Annotated in this window: 15 protein-coding genes; 9 read left to right on the plus strand and 6 right to left on the minus strand. The window is 60.3% G+C overall.

Annotation, left to right across the window (positions count from 1 at the left end; translation table 11 throughout):
• The first annotated feature begins 159 nt into the window (after window positions 1-159).
• Window positions 160-2,289: a polyribonucleotide nucleotidyltransferase gene (pnp, locus tag AB3Y40_RS18990; RefSeq protein ID WP_369440465.1), complete on the plus strand. Its 2,130-nt coding sequence runs from the start codon at window positions 160-162 to the stop codon at window positions 2,287-2,289.
• A gap of 54 nt (window positions 2,290-2,343) precedes the next feature.
• Here the strand turns inward: pnp and AB3Y40_RS18995 are convergent, their stop codons facing one another.
• Complete coding sequence (locus AB3Y40_RS18995; RefSeq protein WP_369440466.1) at window positions 2,344-2,943, minus strand: flavodoxin family protein; 600 nt, start codon at window positions 2,941-2,943, stop codon at window positions 2,344-2,346.
• 139 nt (window positions 2,944-3,082) lie between these two features.
• On the opposite strand from AB3Y40_RS18995, the gene AB3Y40_RS19000 reads away from it, so the two are divergent.
• Together AB3Y40_RS19000 and AB3Y40_RS19005 are read left to right on the plus strand one after the other, a co-directional pair.
• Complete coding sequence (locus AB3Y40_RS19000; protein ID WP_369440467.1) at window positions 3,083-3,421, plus strand: winged helix-turn-helix transcriptional regulator; 339 nt, start codon at window positions 3,083-3,085, stop codon at window positions 3,419-3,421.
• Window positions 3,422-3,538: 117 nt separating this feature from the next.
• Window positions 3,539-4,093, plus strand: coding sequence for a L,D-transpeptidase (locus AB3Y40_RS19005; RefSeq protein WP_369440468.1), 555 nt, complete (start codon window positions 3,539-3,541; stop codon window positions 4,091-4,093).
• Between the two features lie 104 nt (window positions 4,094-4,197).
• Here the strand turns inward: AB3Y40_RS19005 and AB3Y40_RS19010 are convergent, their stop codons facing one another.
• On the minus strand, window positions 4,198-4,893 hold the full coding sequence (locus AB3Y40_RS19010; RefSeq protein ID WP_369440469.1) for a DNA helicase: 696 nt from the start codon (window positions 4,891-4,893) through the stop codon (window positions 4,198-4,200).
• A gap of 336 nt (window positions 4,894-5,229) precedes the next feature.
• A complete protein-coding gene (locus tag AB3Y40_RS19015; RefSeq protein ID WP_369440470.1) occupies window positions 5,230-5,877 on the minus strand; it encodes a peroxiredoxin in 648 nt (215 codons plus the stop codon).
• Between the two features lie 115 nt (window positions 5,878-5,992).
• Between AB3Y40_RS19015 and AB3Y40_RS19020 the strand changes: the two genes are divergently transcribed.
• Window positions 5,993-7,438, plus strand: coding sequence for an aldehyde dehydrogenase family protein (locus AB3Y40_RS19020; protein WP_369440471.1), 1,446 nt, complete (start codon window positions 5,993-5,995; stop codon window positions 7,436-7,438).
• A 187-nt stretch (window positions 7,439-7,625) separates the two neighbouring features.
• Here AB3Y40_RS19020 and AB3Y40_RS19025 read toward each other — a convergent pair whose 3' ends face one another.
• Together AB3Y40_RS19025 and AB3Y40_RS19030 are read right to left on the minus strand one after the other, a co-directional pair.
• Entirely contained in the window at window positions 7,626-8,273 is a 648-nt protein-coding gene (locus tag AB3Y40_RS19025; RefSeq protein ID WP_369440472.1) for a pseudouridine synthase, read from the minus strand.
• On the minus strand, window positions 8,270-8,923 hold the full coding sequence (locus AB3Y40_RS19030; protein WP_369440473.1) for a YggS family pyridoxal phosphate-dependent enzyme: 654 nt from the start codon (window positions 8,921-8,923) through the stop codon (window positions 8,270-8,272). Before AB3Y40_RS19030 ends, AB3Y40_RS19025 begins: the two co-directional genes overlap by 4 nt.
• A 233-nt stretch (window positions 8,924-9,156) precedes the next feature.
• On the opposite strand from AB3Y40_RS19030, the gene AB3Y40_RS19035 reads away from it, so the two are divergent.
• From AB3Y40_RS19035 to holA, 5 genes are all read left to right on the plus strand, one after another.
• On the plus strand, window positions 9,157-10,269 hold the full coding sequence (locus tag AB3Y40_RS19035; RefSeq protein ID WP_369440474.1) for a porin: 1,113 nt from the start codon (window positions 9,157-9,159) through the stop codon (window positions 10,267-10,269).
• Window positions 10,270-10,444: 175 nt separating this feature from the next.
• Window positions 10,445-10,903: a DUF3576 domain-containing protein gene (locus tag AB3Y40_RS19040; RefSeq protein ID WP_369440475.1), complete on the plus strand. Its 459-nt coding sequence runs from the start codon at window positions 10,445-10,447 to the stop codon at window positions 10,901-10,903.
• Window positions 10,904-10,976: 73 nt separating this feature from the next.
• Window positions 10,977-13,523 (plus strand): leucine--tRNA ligase, encoded by a 2,547-nt coding sequence (gene leuS, locus AB3Y40_RS19045; RefSeq protein WP_369440476.1) that lies wholly within the window; start codon window positions 10,977-10,979, stop codon window positions 13,521-13,523.
• A complete protein-coding gene (lptE, locus tag AB3Y40_RS19050; protein ID WP_369440477.1) occupies window positions 13,513-14,010 on the plus strand; it encodes an LPS assembly lipoprotein LptE in 498 nt (165 codons plus the stop codon). Before leuS ends, lptE begins: the two co-directional genes overlap by 11 nt.
• A complete protein-coding gene (holA, locus tag AB3Y40_RS19055; protein ID WP_369440478.1) occupies window positions 14,007-15,029 on the plus strand; it encodes a DNA polymerase III subunit delta in 1,023 nt (340 codons plus the stop codon). The genes lptE and holA overlap by 4 nt, the downstream gene beginning before the upstream one ends.
• Before the next feature lie 252 nt (window positions 15,030-15,281).
• Here holA and AB3Y40_RS19060 read toward each other — a convergent pair whose 3' ends face one another.
• Complete coding sequence (locus AB3Y40_RS19060; protein ID WP_369440479.1) at window positions 15,282-15,479, minus strand: hypothetical protein; 198 nt, start codon at window positions 15,477-15,479, stop codon at window positions 15,282-15,284.
• Between the last annotated feature and the right edge of the window lie 22 nt (window positions 15,480-15,501).

A 15,501-nucleotide genomic window follows, 5' to 3' on the forward strand; every position in this document is an offset into this window, starting at 1 on the left:
CAACGCTTCCCATCAACGTCAACTTCCTGTATGGCCCCCGCATCTGAGACGTGGCGCCCTGACCCCGGCGCCATACAAAGGACAGGGGTCGGCGGCATGGGGCCGCCAATTCATAGGGCACTCGGACCGCCGAGACTGGCCCATTCAGAAAGACGATAGATGTTCAACGAAGTGAAAAAATCCATCCAGTGGGGTCCTGAGACTCTGACACTGGAAACCGGCAAGGTTGCCCGTCAGGCCGACGGTTCAGTCATTGCCACGCTGGGCGAAACCAGCGTCATGGCCAACGTAACGTTCGCCAAGAAACCAAAGCCGGGGCAGGACTTCTTCCCGCTGACCGTGCACTACCAGGAAAAATACTACGCCGCCGGTAAAGTCCCCGGTGGCTTCTTCAAGCGCGAAGCGCGTCCCACCGAGAAAGAGACGCTGACTGCACGCCTGATCGACCGCCCGATCCGCCCGCTTTTTGTGAGTGGCTTCAAGCATGAAGTGCTGGTGATGTGCACCGTGCTATCCCACGATCTGGTCAACGACCCCGATATGGTCGCGATGATCGCCGCCTCTGCCGCGCTGACAATTTCCGGCGCGCCGTTCATGGGCCCAATCGCTGCATGCCGCGTCGGCTATGAAGATGGCGATTACATTCTGAACCCTGAAATGGACGACATGCACAACCTGCGCATGAACCCAGAGCAGCGTCTGGACCTTGTTGTCGCCGGCACCAAAGACGCCGTGATGATGGTCGAATCCGAAGCCTACGAGCTGACAGAAGACGAAATGCTGGGCGCTGTGACCTTTGCACACGAGCAGATCCAGCCGGTCATCGACCTGATCATTGATCTGGCCGAGGAAGCCGCGAAAGAACCCTTCGACTTCCAGCCGCCAGACTATTCAGAACTGTCTGCCGCTGTGAAAGCCGCTGGTGAAGACAAGATGCGCGCCGCCTATGCGATCCTCGACAAGCAGGAACGCACCGGTGCTGTGGCACAAGCCAAGGCTGACATCGTTGAGGCCCTGACCGAAGAACAGCAGGCCGATGCAAACCTTGGTTCCGCCCTGAAGGGTCTGGAATCTTCCATCCTGCGCGGCGCTGTGGTGAAAGACAGCAAGCGGATTGACGGCCGTGCGCTCGACGAAATCCGCGACATCGTGTCCGAAACCGGCATCCTGCCACGGACCCACGGGTCTGCCCTGTTCACACGCGGCGAAACCCAAGGTCTGGTCGTGACCACTCTGGGCACTGGCGACGACGAACAGATGATCGACGCGCTGTCGGGCATGTATAAGTCGAACTTCATGCTGCACTACAACTTCCCGCCCTATTCGGTTGGTGAAGCTGGCCGCGTGGGCCCTCCGGGTCGCCGTGAGATTGGTCACGGCAAACTGGCATGGCGCGCGCTGCAGGCGGTTCTGCCTGCCGCAACCGACTTCCCCTACACCATCCGTCTGGTGTCCGAGATCACTGAATCCAACGGCTCTTCCTCGATGGCTTCTGTCTGCGGCGGTTCGCTGTCGATGATGGACGCTGGTGTGCCGCTGAAATCGGCCGTGGCCGGTGTGGCCATGGGTCTGGTCATGGAAGAAGACGGGTCATACGCGATCCTGTCCGACATCCTGGGTGACGAAGACCACCTGGGCGACATGGACTTCAAGGTTGCGGGTACAGAGAACGGCATCACCTCGTTGCAGATGGACATCAAGATCGCAGGCATCACGCCCGAGATCATGAAGAAAGCGCTGGAACAGGCGAAAGCAGGCCGGATGCACATCCTGGGTGAGATGGGCAAGGCGCTCTCCACATCCAATGATCTGGGCGTGCACGCACCGAAGATCGAGACGCTGCAGATCAACACTGACAAGATCCGTGAAGTCATCGGATCAGGCGGTAAAGTGATCCGCGAAATCGTGGAAGTCTCTGGTGCCAAAGTCGATATCAACGACGACGGTATCATCAAGATCGCCTCGAACGACGCTGATGCGATCAAAAAAGCCCACGACATGATCTGGTCCATCGTGGCCGAGCCGGAAGAGGGCAAGATCTACAAAGGCACAGTTGTAAAGCTTGTGGACTTTGGTGCTTTCGTGAACTTCTTTGGCAAAAAGGACGGCCTTGTGCACGTCAGCCAGATCGAAAACCGCCGTCTGAACCATCCGTCCGACGTTCTGAAAGAAGGTCAGGAAGTCTGGGTCAAGCTTCTGGGCTTCGATGATCGCGGCAAGGTCCGCCTGTCGATGAAAGTTGTCGATCAGGAGACCGGCGAAGAAGCCAAAAAGGAAGACGCTGAATAAGCGCCCTTTCACTCAGTTCAAAGGCCCCGGTGGGAACACCGGGGCCTTTTTCGTTTAGGCTGCGACAGCCAGATCACGTCCGCCAGCCGCAACCCAACGGTTGGCCGCTTCAGCGACGCGTGCGCCATAGTATTCAGCCGTCAGAATATCGGCAGAGGGCGGTGCAACATCCGGCCCCTGATCGGCCAGGGATTGCGCCATTGCACCCAGACTGGCGCCCATGCGGTTCAAGTTATCTTCGCTGCCATGGGTAGAGTTGTTGCCCGGCGCCAGGTCCATCCCGACCCAGATCATCCCATGCTGCGCCGCAAAGATCGACATGGCCTGCAACGTCGCAACCTTGTCGCCCGACTGGCTGGACGAATTGGTGAACCCACCTGCAATCCGATTTTTCCACCCCTGCTCCAACCAAATACCGGAAGACGCATCCATGAAGCTTTTGAAGGGCCCCGAAACGCTGCCCATATATGTGGGCGACCCAAAGATCAGGGCGTCAGCATCGGCCAGTTCATCCAACCCTTGCGACAGGTCAGCCACATCAATCAGGCTGGCGTCACTGACCTGCGCCGCACCGCGCATCACCGCCTCAGCTTGCACTTTCGTGTGCCCGTAACCGCTGTGATACACGACGACCACTTTTGCATTCTGCGTCATTTTCATATCCTTTATTTCCACGCCAATCGCGTTGAGGTTACAAATACCGACTGGATTACTTTATAAAAGTAGGTATCAATAAGTAACCAAGTTACAGAGTTGCGAAATGGCTGAAATCAAAAGAGAAGTTTCTTGCCCCATGGATGGGCTTTTGCGTGTCATTTCAGGCCCTTGGACAACCTATATCCTCTGGCGTCTTGGAAATTACGGCGAAGTCCGATTCGGAGAGTTGAAAAGACTGGTGCCGGGTATCTCTTCAAGGGTGCTGACAGAGCGGCTGCGCAACCTTGAACAGGCAGGCCTGATCTACCGCAACCACAAACCGACGATTCCGCCGCAGGTCAGCTATGGGCTCACGCAGAACGGATTGGCCTTCAAAGACATCCTCAATGACATGAATGATCTTGCAGTCCGCATCGGCATTTCCGGCAATTGCGAGCACGACGCCGACGAACATCCCAGCCAACAGGCAGTGTGACCGCGAAACCGCACCACGCAGTTGCAGCGAAAATCACCCTCTCGGTGAAGTCCGACCAAAATGCTATGACCGCGTTCAGAAAAAGCCCGAAACGGGCGTGGACGAGCAGGTCTAACGATGTTGACACGACGCAAATTCGCCGCCGCGGCTGCGGCTTCTTTTCTTGCGACCCCATCGGTCGCAAACGCCGCATGGATCCCGTACAAGTTTCGCCCGCGCGAGGTTGACGTCAATGACGCCCTGCCCGCCGGTGAAATCCACGTGGTCAAGAATGACTTCTATCTCTACTGGACCTTGGGCAATGGCCGCGCACGCCGATACGGCATCGCCATCGGTGACGAGGGCCGCAATTATACCGGCGTACTGATGATCCGGCGCAAGGCTGAATGGCCCAGCTGGATCCCGACCCGCAACATGGTCCGGCTCGAGCCGCATATCTACGGCCCCTACCGCGATGGATTGCCCGGTGGGCATCCCAAGAACCCCATGGGGTCCCGCGCGCTATACCTGCATGACAATCGGGGGCGCGACACCTATTTCCGCATCCACGGCACACCGCAGCCCGAAACCATCGGCAGAAGCTTTTCCTCAGGCTGCGTGCGGCTGACCAACGAACACGTGGCAGAGCTTTACGACATGGTGCCCGTCAATACGCCGGTCTACCTGTTCTGATCCAAATGGGGGCGGGCGACGGCGATCGCTCACTGGGGGGCTTTGCGGACCTTCATCGCACGTCCGCAAAGCCGGTTGACCCGGTGTCATGACACTGTCGCCAGCTAGATTTCCCCGTCATGCAAGAAGCATCTTTTGTTGAACAGTGACAGATCGACTGGGTTTGGCAGCCGGATGTCCGTAATGCTTGGCATCACACTTGAAGACAGCTCAAAAACGCGATCAACCTGCGAAATCATGACGATAATCGCACCACGCGCGATGGCAAATGTCTTTAGCGCCCGAACTTGGGCCGCAAGCGAAGGATTGCTTCGCTTTTGATCCAAAAGCTGCAGGTAATCGACCACAGCGAGTGCTTGATGCGGCGCATTGCTCAGGCGTTCAATGATATGTGCCGCGCAGATGTCGTCCGATGTATCAACAACGATTTGACAGTCAGATTTCTGCCGATCGAAACCAAGTTTTTCAATCCTGTCCCAGACGTCCGCTTCATTATAGTCCAATGAAAAAACGTAGCCGACGCGACTTTTCTTTTCTGCCAACGCAATCAGCTCCAGCCCCAAAAGGGTCTTGCCGTGGCCGGGGCGCGCACCGATCAGCATCATATCGCCCGGGTTAAGCTGGCTCATGATGTCGGCGGCTGTGGTCGCTTTGGACGTACTGGACGCCAAGTGGCTCCAGTCCCTGAACCCCTCTTTGGTGGCGATTTGGTTCAGTGCTTCGTGAAGCCTGATGTCACTGTCGCGCGCCAGCAATTTTGCGTGCCGCTTGAGCGTGTGGATTGGTGATGAAAGTCTCATCCTGAACCTCCTTTGGCGAGCGGTCTTCGCAATCCCTCCTTATGCGTGTGCTCGAACAGGTTAGGTTCGAAGTGGTATCGCTCTGCATGTCAAATGCTGCCCCGGTGGAGGGGGGAGGCCCGAGCAAGGCCATGAACAAAAGTTACCCTGACCGACTGGAAAACTCAATTGGGTTTGACCATTCGCTGTCCACCGACAAGTGCCAAAGGTGGGCTCCTCCACCGCTCGACGACAAAGCGTCCCGCCCGCGCCGCATCATTGCCGGGCAAACCTTCCCCACAAAAAAGCCCCCGCCATTTCTGACGGGGGCCGTTGCAACCGGATCAATCCGATTGCTTACAGCTTGGTCATCCGCAGATAAGGCAGCACGGTGCGGAAATCGCCGAACTTTTCCTTCGCGGCCTCGTCAGACACGGCAACCGGGATCACCACATCGTCGCCGATATTCCAGTTGGCAGGCGTCGCCACGCCCTGCCCCGCAGCAGTCTGCAACCCGTCCAGTGCGCGGAGCACTTCGGCAAAGTTGCGGCCCACATTCATCGGATAGGTCATCGACAGCTTCAGCTGCTTGTCCGGTCCGATAATAAACACCGACCGCACAGTAGCCGTGTCGTTTGGTGTGCGGCCATCAGGCAAATAGGCCTCGGCGGGCAGCATATCAAAGGCCTTTGACAACTCCAGCGCAGTATCGGCCACAATCGGGAAAGTCGGATCAGCACCGCCGGCAGTCTTGATGTCCCCTTTCCACTTCTTGTGGTCCTCAACCCCATCGACAGAAACGCCCAGCACCTTGGTGCCGCGCTTCTCCCATTCGTCGGCCAATTGCGCGACCGCCCCGAACTCGGTCGTGCAGACCGGGGTAAAATCCTTGGGGTGGCTAAAGATCACGGCCCAGTTGTCGCCAACAAAGTCATGCAGGCTAATTGTGCCAGTGTCGGTTTCGACAGTGAGATTTGGGATCGTGTCGTTAATGCGCAGGCTCATGGTGGAACTCCTTTTGCTCCATTACGTTTGATCACATCATATGTCGTGTCGCAGGCGCTTGAAAGGGCCTGCGCGCAGTGCCATCTTGCGCCACACACCAGGGCGGAGATTTGCCATGACTGACACAACCAAATTCTACATCAATGGCGCATGGGTGGCCCCCGCCGCGGCGCGCCCGCACGACGTGATCAACCCCGCCACCGAAGAGGTCTGCGCCGTGATCTCGCTCGGCGATCAGGCCGACACCGACGCCGCCGTCAAAGCCGCCAGTGACGCCTTCCCGTCCTGGGCGGCCACCCCGCCCGCCGAACGCGCGGCTTATGTCGGCAAGATCCTTGAACAATATAACAAGCGCGCAGAAGAAATGGCGCAGGCCATCAGCACCGAAATGGGCGCACCAATTGATCTCGCGCGCAATAGCCAGGCCCCCTGCCTGCCCTGGCACCTTGAAAACTTTCTCGAGGCCGTGGACGCCGTCGCATGGGACCGCCCACTGCGCGATGACGCCCCCAACGACCGTATTATCATGGAACCGATCGGTGTCGTCGGCCTGATCACGCCGTGGAATTGGCCGATGAACCAAGTCACACTGAAAGTGATCCCAGCCCTGCTTGCGGGCTGCACCATTGTGCTCAAACCTTCCGAAGAGGCGCCGCTTTCCTCGCTCCTCTTTGCTGAGTTCGTGCACGACGCCGGCGTGCCCGCTGGTGTGTTCAATCTGGTGAACGGCGATGGTCTGGGTGTAGGCACACAGCTATCGACCCACCCCGACGTGGCGATGATCTCTTTCACCGGCTCCACCCGCGCGGGCACCGCAATTTCCAAAGCAGCAGCAGAAACCCTCAAACGCGTCACGCTGGAGCTGGGCGGCAAAGGGGCCAACGTGATCTTTGCCGATGCCGATGCCAAGGCCGTCAAACGCGGCGTGCTGCATTGCATGAACAACACCGGCCAGTCGTGCAACGCCCCAACTCGGATGCTGGTCGAATCCTCGATCTATGACCGGGTTGTCGATGAAGCCGCCGAAGTCGCGGCCAAAATCACCGTCGGCCCCACAACCGAACCCGGCCGCCACATCGGCCCGGTGGTGAACAAAAGCCAATGGGACAAGATCCAGGGCATGATCCAGATGGGCATCGACGAAGGCGCGCGCCTTGTCGCGGGCGGCACCGGCCTGCCCGAAGGCGTGAACCGCGGCTACTACGTGCGCCCCACGGTCTTTGCCGATGTGACCAACGACATGAATATTGCGCAACAGGAGATCTTTGGTCCCGTGCTGTCGATTATTCCCTTCTCGGATGAGGCAGAGGCCATCACCATCGCCAATGACACCGCCTACGGCCTGACGAACTATGTCCAGACAACCGACGGCGCGCGCCGCAACCGCATGGCCCGCGCATTGAAATCCGGCATGGTCGAAATGAACGGCATGGACCGCGGCGCAGGTTCACCCTTTGGCGGCATGAAAATGTCAGGCCGCGCCCGCGAAGGCGGTCTGTGGGGGATCGAAGAATTCCTCGAGGTTAAAGCCGTCTCCGGCTGGGACATCGCCGCGGAATGAACAAACCGGACGCCCGCCACCTTACGCGGGCGTCCCGCTTCTTCTGGCCAGAATAATCCCCGCCGGAGGCTCCAACACCGGCCACGCGCGGACACGCCAAACCCAAAGGCACACACTCGCCACTCGCACCCCGATTATTCGTCGAATAATCGCGGCCCCGCCCCGCAGGGGCGCCGCAGGCGTAACCTCAAAACGGCGTTTTTGCGCTGACCTTCATCCCTGCGCCACCGTCCGGATGCCGAAATTGCAGCGCCTCTGAATGCAGCATCAACCGCGGAAACGCTCGCGCGGCCCCAGTGGCATAAAACGGGTCCCCCAGAATCGGATGCCCGATTTCCTTCATATGTACCCGCAACTGATGCGACCGCCCGGTCTTGGGCATCAACCGCACCCGGCTTTCGCCATCCCGCGCCCGCACCACGCGCCAATCGGTCTGCGCCGCCTTGCCATTGTCAAAGTCCACATGCTGCCGCGGCCGGTTCGGCCAATCCACGCACAGCGGCAAGTCCACCGTCCCAGTCTTCTCGGCCATCTCACCCCAGACCCGCGCCACATAGACCTTCTTGGTCTGTCGCTTTTCAAACTGCAGCCCCAGATGCCGCTGCGCATGGGACGTCAGCGCAAAGATCATCACACCTGACGTATCCCGGTCCAACCGGTGGACCAGCAAAGCCGTGGGAAACACCTTTTGCACCCGCGCGATCAGGCAATCAGCCAGATGCGGCCCCTTGCCCGGCACCGACAACAACCCGGACGGCTTATTGACCAGCACCACCTCGTGATCATCATGCAGAATGTCCAGCGGATCCTGCGGCGGGGCGTAATCGTCGCTCACCCGTAGTCCCGCGCACCAAAAATGGCAGAACCGACGCGGATATGCGTGGCCCCCAGCGCAATCGCGCTTTCAAAATCCGCACTCATGCCCATCGACAGGCCCTTCAGCCCGTTGCGTGCGGCAATCTTGGCCAGCAGGGCAAAGTGTAATGACGGCTCTTCATCCACCGGCGGAATGGACATCAGCCCTTTGACCGGCAGATCAAGCGCCAGACAATCTGCGATGAACCCATCCGCATCTCTGGGCATCACCCCGGCCTTTTGCGCCTCTTCCCCGGTGTTCACCTGAACGAACAGATCAGGGCAGGCACCTTCTTCTTGCGCAATCCGTGCCATCGTCTTTGCCAGCTTTGGCCGGTCCAGCGTGTGGATCACATCCGCCAACGCCATCGCCTGCCGCGCCTTGTTGGTCTGCAGCGGTCCAATCAAATGCAGGGTGATTCCATCAAATGCCTCGCGAAAACCCGGCCATTTGCCCGCCGCTTCCTGCACCTTGTTCTCACCAAAGCTTCTGTGACCTGATTCCAGCACCTTTTGCACCCGCGCATCCGGTTGCACCTTGGATACGGCAATCAGCGTGACGTCCTTCGGGTTCCGCCCGGCGCGCGTGGCTGCGGCATCTGCGCGTGCTGTGATCTCGGCAAGTGACATGCCATGCTCCTGAATCCATTGAAGGTTTCCATGTTTCCCCCTCAATATGCCCGATGACCACCCTTGTCATGTCAGATTGTTGCAAATTGTGTGTGTGACACAGATGCACCATTTTCCCCGTACCCACCCGATCAGGCCCCAATTTACTTGAGTGTGCAGCCCGTTAGGCGCAATTACACAGGCAATGCCGGACGTTCTGGCATCTTGGGAATGCAAACACGAGGGAATCATCCATGAAAAGCATCCTTCTTACATCGACCGCCCTGGTTGCCTTCGCTGGCGCCGCTGCGGCCGAAGGCCACGCAGAGTCTGGCATCACCTTCGGCGGTGAAGCAACTCTGGGTTACAACGACGCTGGCGACCTTGGTGGCGGCGCAGCTGGTGACGGCTTCTACTGGGACGCAAACGTCGCAGTGACCATGACTGCTGTTCTCGACAACGGTCTGACCGCAACTGCAACTTTCGATTTTGACGCTGTCGACGGCGGCACAGGCATCGATCTGGAATCCGGCGGCTACGTCTTGTCGCTGTCTTCTGACATCGCAAGCTTGTCTGTTGGCGATCTGGACCCAGTCGCAGAAGATCGTTGGGGCGGCGTTGACGGTTCGACCGTTGCTGACTTCAACGACCAAGACACGCACTTCGACGTAGCTGGCTTCGAAGCCATGCTGGTCGGTGAAGCAACAGTTGCTGGTTTCACAGCTGCTGTGTCCTACGGCCTTGACTCTGGCGCAGGCAACGACCTGACCGGCGAAACGCTGGACGCAATGCAGATCCACGTTGCAGGCACCTTCGGTGACTTCGGCGTTGAGCTGGCCTACCAGGAAGAATTCGGCCCGACACCTGAGATCATGGGTATCGGCGGTTCTGCTTCCTTCGCTGGTGCAGACATCGCAGTGTCCTACATCGACGATGGCACTGAGACTTCGACCGGCATCTCTGCTTCTTACCCTGTTGGTCCAGTGGTCATCGGCGGCTACTACAGCATGAACGACGTTGCAGAAGACAACTACGGTCTGTCGGCTGACTACGACAACGGCCCGATCTCTGTCTCCGCAGCTTGGGACGTAGACGGTGGCGAAGGCGGTGCTGACGATGTTGCTTCCTTCGAAGTCGACGCTTCTTACGACGTTGGCAACGGCCTGACCGTTCTCGGTGGTGTGTTCGGCACCGACGTTGATGGCGACGACATGGGCTTCTATGCCGCAGCAACCTACGACCTGGGTGGCGGTGCAGAGCTTCTGGTGTCTTACGCTGACGACGGCGACGACGCAGTCCTGGGCGAAGACCTGGGCGGCCCAGAGTACAAAGAAGGCGCCACAATCGAGGCATCCTTCGCATTCTAATCGAATGCAAACGATCTAAGTCAGAGCGGTCCTTCGGGGCCGCTCTTTCATTTTGCGCCATCCTGATGCGCCACAACTGCACGCAAAGCCTTGTGAAACAAAGCAATAGGCTTGTGACACCCCCGCCCCTTCGCTACACATTTCCGCAAGACTTGTATGGGACGAGGGGTCTATCGTGATACCAGCCATCCGCACCACAAAGCCGCTTCTGGCGCTTGGCCTTATCGCCGCCCTTGCCGCCTGCGGCAGCAGCAGCCCCTTTGGCAGCCTCGGGCTTGGCGGCAGCACCCCGCCCGATCAGGCCGTGCGCCAGGCTGCCCGCACCACCGGCGCGGAAAGCGTCGCCGTCAACCGCTACCTTTGGGCGGCATCGCTTGATGTGCTGAACTTCCTGCCAATCCAGTCGGTTGACCCCTTCACCGGCGTCATCGTCACCGGCTTTGGCACGCCCCCCGGCGGCAGCCGCGCCTATAAGGCCACGATCTATATCACCGACCCCGCACTGGATGCGCGTTCCCTGAACGTCGCCCTGCAAACCCGCAGCGGCGCGGCTTCGATCGAAACCCAGCGCGCCGTCGAAGACGCGATCCTGTCCCGCGCACGCCAGCTACGCATCGCGGACGGCCGCCTATAGCCTGCCGCCCCCAATTGGCCTATATCCACGCCGGGCCCACCGCCCGGCGTTTCCCGTTTCAGAAAGACCCGACATGTCCAGCTACACCCCGTCCGAGATAGAGCCGAAGTGGCAAGCCGCATGGGACGCCGCCGAGGCGTTCAAGGCCACGCGCACCGACGACAAGCCGAAGTATTACGTGCTGGAAATGTTCCCCTATCCTTCTGGCCGGATTCACATGGGCCACGTGCGCAACTACACGATGGGCGACGTCATCGCGCGCTACAAGATCGCCACCGGCCACAACGTGCTGCACCCAATGGGCTGGGACGCCTTTGGCATGCCTGCCGAAAACGCCGCGATGGCCTCGGGCGGCCACCCCAAGGATTGGACCTATCAGAACATCGCAGACATGAAGGCCCAGATGAAGCCGATGGGCTGGTCGCTGGACTGGTCGCGCGAACTGGCAACCTGTGACCCCGAATACTACGGCCAGCAACAGGCCATGTTCATCGATTTCCTCGCCAAGGGACTGATTTACCGTAAGAAAGCTACCGTCAACTGGGACCCGGTTGATATGACCGTGCTCGCAAATGAACAGGTGATCGACGGCAAGGGCTGGCGCTCTGGTGCGGACGTGGAACGCCGCGAGCTGACGCAGTGGTTCTTCAAGATCAGCGACTATTCCGAGGAACTGCTCGACGCCATTGACCGGCTCGACAATTGGCCTGCCAAGGTCAAGCTGATGCAAGCCAATTGGATCGGCAAATCCCGCGGCCTTGAATTTAGCTTCGCCCGCACCGATGGCGGTGATCCGATCACCGTCTACACCACCCGCCCCGACACGCTGATGGGCGCGTCCTTCGTCGGCATCTCACCCGACCACCCGCTGGCCCGCGAACTTGCCACCAACGACCCCAAAGTCGAAGCCTTCCGCGCCGAATGCGCCAAGGGCGGCACCACCGAAGAGGCGCTGGAAAAGGGTGAAAAGCTGGGGTTTGACACCGGCCTCACCGTCCAGCACCCGCTGAACCCCGACTGGCACCTGCCGGTCTGGATCGCCAACTTTATCCTGATGGATTACGGCACCGGCGCGATCTTTGCCTGCCCCGCGCATGACCAGCGCGATCTTGATTTCTGCCGCAAATACGACCTGCCAGTGATCGACACTTTCTTTGCCACGGGCGATGAAACCCCCGTCACCGACACCGCTTTCGTGCCCCCCAAGACCGAAAAAGTCACATGGGTGAACCACTTTGCCGGCCTGACAGTGGCGACGGGCCAAGAGGCGATCGACACCACAATCGACTACGCCGAAAAACAGGGCTGGGGCACCGGCAAAACCCAATTCCGCCTGCGCGACTGGGGCCTGTCGCGCCAGCGTTACTGGGGTTGCCCGATCCCGGTTGTCCATTGCGACGACTGCGGCGTAGTGCCTGAAACGAAAGAGAATTTGCCGATCGAACTGCCCTATGACGTCAGTTTCGACATCCCCGGCAACCCGCTTGACCGCCACCCGACCTGGCGCGACTGCGCCTGCCCGACCTGTGGCAAACCCGCGCAGCGCGAAACCGACACGATGGATACCTTCGTGGACTCCAGCTGGTATTTCGCCCGCTTCACCGCCCCCCGCGCCGACACGCCAACCGTGCCCGAGGATGCCGCCTATTGGATGAACGTCGACCAGTACATCGGTGGCATCGAGCACGCGATTTTGCACCTGCTTTATTCCCGCTTCTTCGCCCGCGCGATGAACATGACCGGGCATTTGCCGCAAGGCACGGCAGAACCCTTCGACGCGCTTTTCACCCAAGGCATGGTCACCCACGCGATCTATCAAACGCCGTCAACCACCGGCGGCAAGCCGACCTATCACTATCCCGAAGCGGTCGAAGAACGCGACGGCAAGGCCTACCTGATCGAGGGCGGCGCTGAAGTTGAAGTCGTCCCCTCCGCCAAGATGTCCAAGTCCAAAAACAACGTGGTCGACCCCGACCGCATCGTTGCGGAATACGGGGCTGACACCGCGCGCTGGTTCGTGCTGTCTGACAGCCCGCCGGAACGCGACGTGGAATGGACCGCGTCGGGGGCAGAGGCCGCCTCCAAACACCTCGCCCGCGTCTGGCGCATCGCGCAGGACGCCGCCACCTCCGAAGAGGGCGCGTCAGCAACCGATGAGGACCTGAAAAAAGCCACCCACAAGGCGATCCACGACGTCACCTCCGGCGTGGAAACCTTTGGCTTTAACGCAGCAATTGCAAAGCTTTACGGCTTCACCAACACGCTGTCGAAATCCAAGGCGGGCGCTGACACCAAACGCTGGGCCACCCAGACTCTTGCGCAACTCATGGCCCCCATGACCCCGCACCTGTCCGAAGAAATCTGGGCGCTTCTGGGCGGTGAGGGCCTGATCGTCAACGCCCCCTGGCCACAGGCCGACCCCGCCATGCTGGTCGAAGACACGGTAACCCTGCCGATCCAGATCAACGGAAAACGCAAGGCAGAGGTGCAAGTCGCCGCCGACGCCGACAAGGCCGATGTCGAGGCGCTTGCGCTGGAAACGGTGGCGCGGCAACTTGACGGGGCCACACCGAAAAAGATCATCGTTGTCCCCGGCCGGATCGTGAACATTGTCATCTAAACCCGCCTTGCCTGCCCGCCGCCTCGCCCTTCTGGGGCTCTTGGCGCTGGCAGGCTGCGGGTTTTCCCCGGCCTTTGGCACCGATGGGGTGGCGACACCACTGCGGAATGCCGTAGCTGTCACCGCCCCCGATACGGTCGCCGGGTTCCGCCTGCGCACCCGCATCACCGACCGTCTTGGCGCGGCAGACACGCCGCGATTTGCGCTCAATGTCACGCTCCGGCAGGACCAGACCGCCGCCGCGATCACCACCGAAGGTGACACCACGCGGATCAACCTGCGCGGATTTGCCGATTGGACCCTGACCGACACCGCAGGCGCGGTGCTGACCTCGGGTAGCACTCAGACCTTCACCAGCTATTCGGCCACCGGGTCCACTGTGGCGACACAAGCCGCCGCAACCGATGCGCAGGCGCGGCTGGCCACGGCACTTGCTGATATGATCGTCGCGGACCTCACCGCAACTGCCGGGGATCTGCCCCAATGAAGCTGACTGGTCGCGACGCCGCCGCCTACCTGAAGAAACCGGACCCCGCCCATGCCGGCCTGCTGATCTTTGGCGCCGATGCCATGCGCGTGGCCGACAAGCGACAGGCCGCGATTGCCGCCCTGACCGGTCCAGGCGCCGAGGAAGAGATGCGCCTGACCCGCATCGCCGCCGCAGACCTGCGCAAGGATCCCGCAATTCTCAACGACGCGCTCAAGGCGCAGGGATTCTTTCCCGGCCCGCGTGTCGCCTTTGTCGAAGGGGCCACCGACGGGCTGTCCAAGGTCTTTGCCGCCGCCCTCGCCGACTGGCAGCCCGGTGATGCCCAGATCGTCGCCGCTGCCGGGCAGCTCACCGCCAAATCCGCCCTGCGCAAGGTCTTCGAAGGCCACCGCGCCGCTGTCGCCATCGGCGTCTATGACGACCCGCCCAGTCGCGCCGACATCGAAGAAGCACTGGCAACCGCAGGCATAAATGATGTCCCCCGCGACGTGATGGAGGCGGTGACAGCCTTGTCACAGTCCCTGCAACCGGGTGATTTCCGCCAAACGCTGGAAAAACTCGGCCTCTACAAAAGGGGCGATTCGGCCCCTTTGACCGTGGCAGAGCTGCAGGCCATGGCACCGCAATCGGCAGAAGTCGACGTGGACGACATCATCAATGTCGTGGCAACCGGGGATGCGCAGGCGATCGGACCGACCTTGCAGGAACTTTATGCCCAAGGTGTCGCCCCCGTCACACTGTGCATCGGCGCGATGCGGCATTTCCGGCGGTTACATCAGGTCGCGGCCCACCCCGGCGGGCCGGGCCAAGGCGTCGGCAGCTTGCGGCCCCCGGTCTTTGGTCCGCGCCGCGATCAGATCACTCGTCAGGCGGGGCAATGGGGTCGCGACAGGCTGGAACGCGCGCTGACCGCGCTGACCGATACCGACCTGCAAATGCGATCCGCCAACACCGCGCCGACCCATGCGCTAATGGAACGGACCCTGATTCGACTGGCGATGATGGCGCGGCGCTAACGGCCTAGTGACAGGAGTTGGCCGACCACGGCCAACGAAACGCCCCAGCCCAAGAAGGGCGGTCTTATCCATATCCACAGCCATGATCCTCGATGGTTCAGGCATTCCCGCGGCAGCAGGCGTGGTTGCTCATCCGCCCAAACCGATGGCAAGGGTCAAAGCCAATGAAATATAACGTATCGGTCACTTCAAACGCAAAAGGACGCGCCGATCAGGCACGTCCTTTTGACCGAATTCTGTGGCGTTCAGGTCTTAGAAAGAACCCGAAGCGGCAACCAGTGCGGCCAGCAGGCCCAGCACAACGTAGCCAGAGTTGATCGAGCCAGCAGGTGCAGGCGCGTCAACGACGACAACCGGCTCCATGATCTCAGGGGCCAGACCACCGGCGGTGGCGGCAGAACCAGCAACTGCGATGGCAGCGGCGGCAGCAAGAGTAGTAGTAATACGCATTGTCAAATCTCCGTAGGTTTAG

This window comes from Yoonia sp. R2331 (genome assembly GCF_041103235.1).
Classification (GTDB): Bacteria; Pseudomonadota; Alphaproteobacteria; order Rhodobacterales; family Rhodobacteraceae; genus CANMYO01.

Coding starts and splice junctions, on each gene's coding strand:
- holA (WP_369440478.1), top strand. CDS start 14,007: ATGAAGCTGACTGGTCGCGACGCCGCCGCCTACCTGAAGAAACCGGAC.
- AB3Y40_RS19035 (WP_369440474.1), top strand. CDS start 9,157: ATGAAAAGCATCCTTCTTACATCGACCGCCCTGGTTGCCTTCGCTGGC.
- AB3Y40_RS19020 (WP_369440471.1), top strand. CDS start 5,993: ATGACTGACACAACCAAATTCTACATCAATGGCGCATGGGTGGCCCCC.
- AB3Y40_RS18995 (WP_369440466.1), bottom strand. CDS start 2,943: ATGACGCAGAATGCAAAAGTGGTCGTCGTGTATCACAGCGGTTACGGG.
- pnp (WP_369440465.1), top strand. CDS start 160: ATGTTCAACGAAGTGAAAAAATCCATCCAGTGGGGTCCTGAGACTCTG.
- leuS (WP_369440476.1), top strand. CDS start 10,977: ATGTCCAGCTACACCCCGTCCGAGATAGAGCCGAAGTGGCAAGCCGCA.
- AB3Y40_RS19015 (WP_369440470.1), bottom strand. CDS start 5,877: ATGAGCCTGCGCATTAACGACACGATCCCAAATCTCACTGTCGAAACC.
- AB3Y40_RS19010 (WP_369440469.1), bottom strand. CDS start 4,893: ATGAGACTTTCATCACCAATCCACACGCTCAAGCGGCACGCAAAATTG.
- AB3Y40_RS19060 (WP_369440479.1), bottom strand. CDS start 15,479: ATGCGTATTACTACTACTCTTGCTGCCGCCGCTGCCATCGCAGTTGCT.
- AB3Y40_RS19005 (WP_369440468.1), top strand. CDS start 3,539: ATGTTGACACGACGCAAATTCGCCGCCGCGGCTGCGGCTTCTTTTCTT.
- AB3Y40_RS19000 (WP_369440467.1), top strand. CDS start 3,083: ATGGATGGGCTTTTGCGTGTCATTTCAGGCCCTTGGACAACCTATATC.
- AB3Y40_RS19030 (WP_369440473.1), bottom strand. CDS start 8,923: ATGTCACTTGCCGAGATCACAGCACGCGCAGATGCCGCAGCCACGCGC.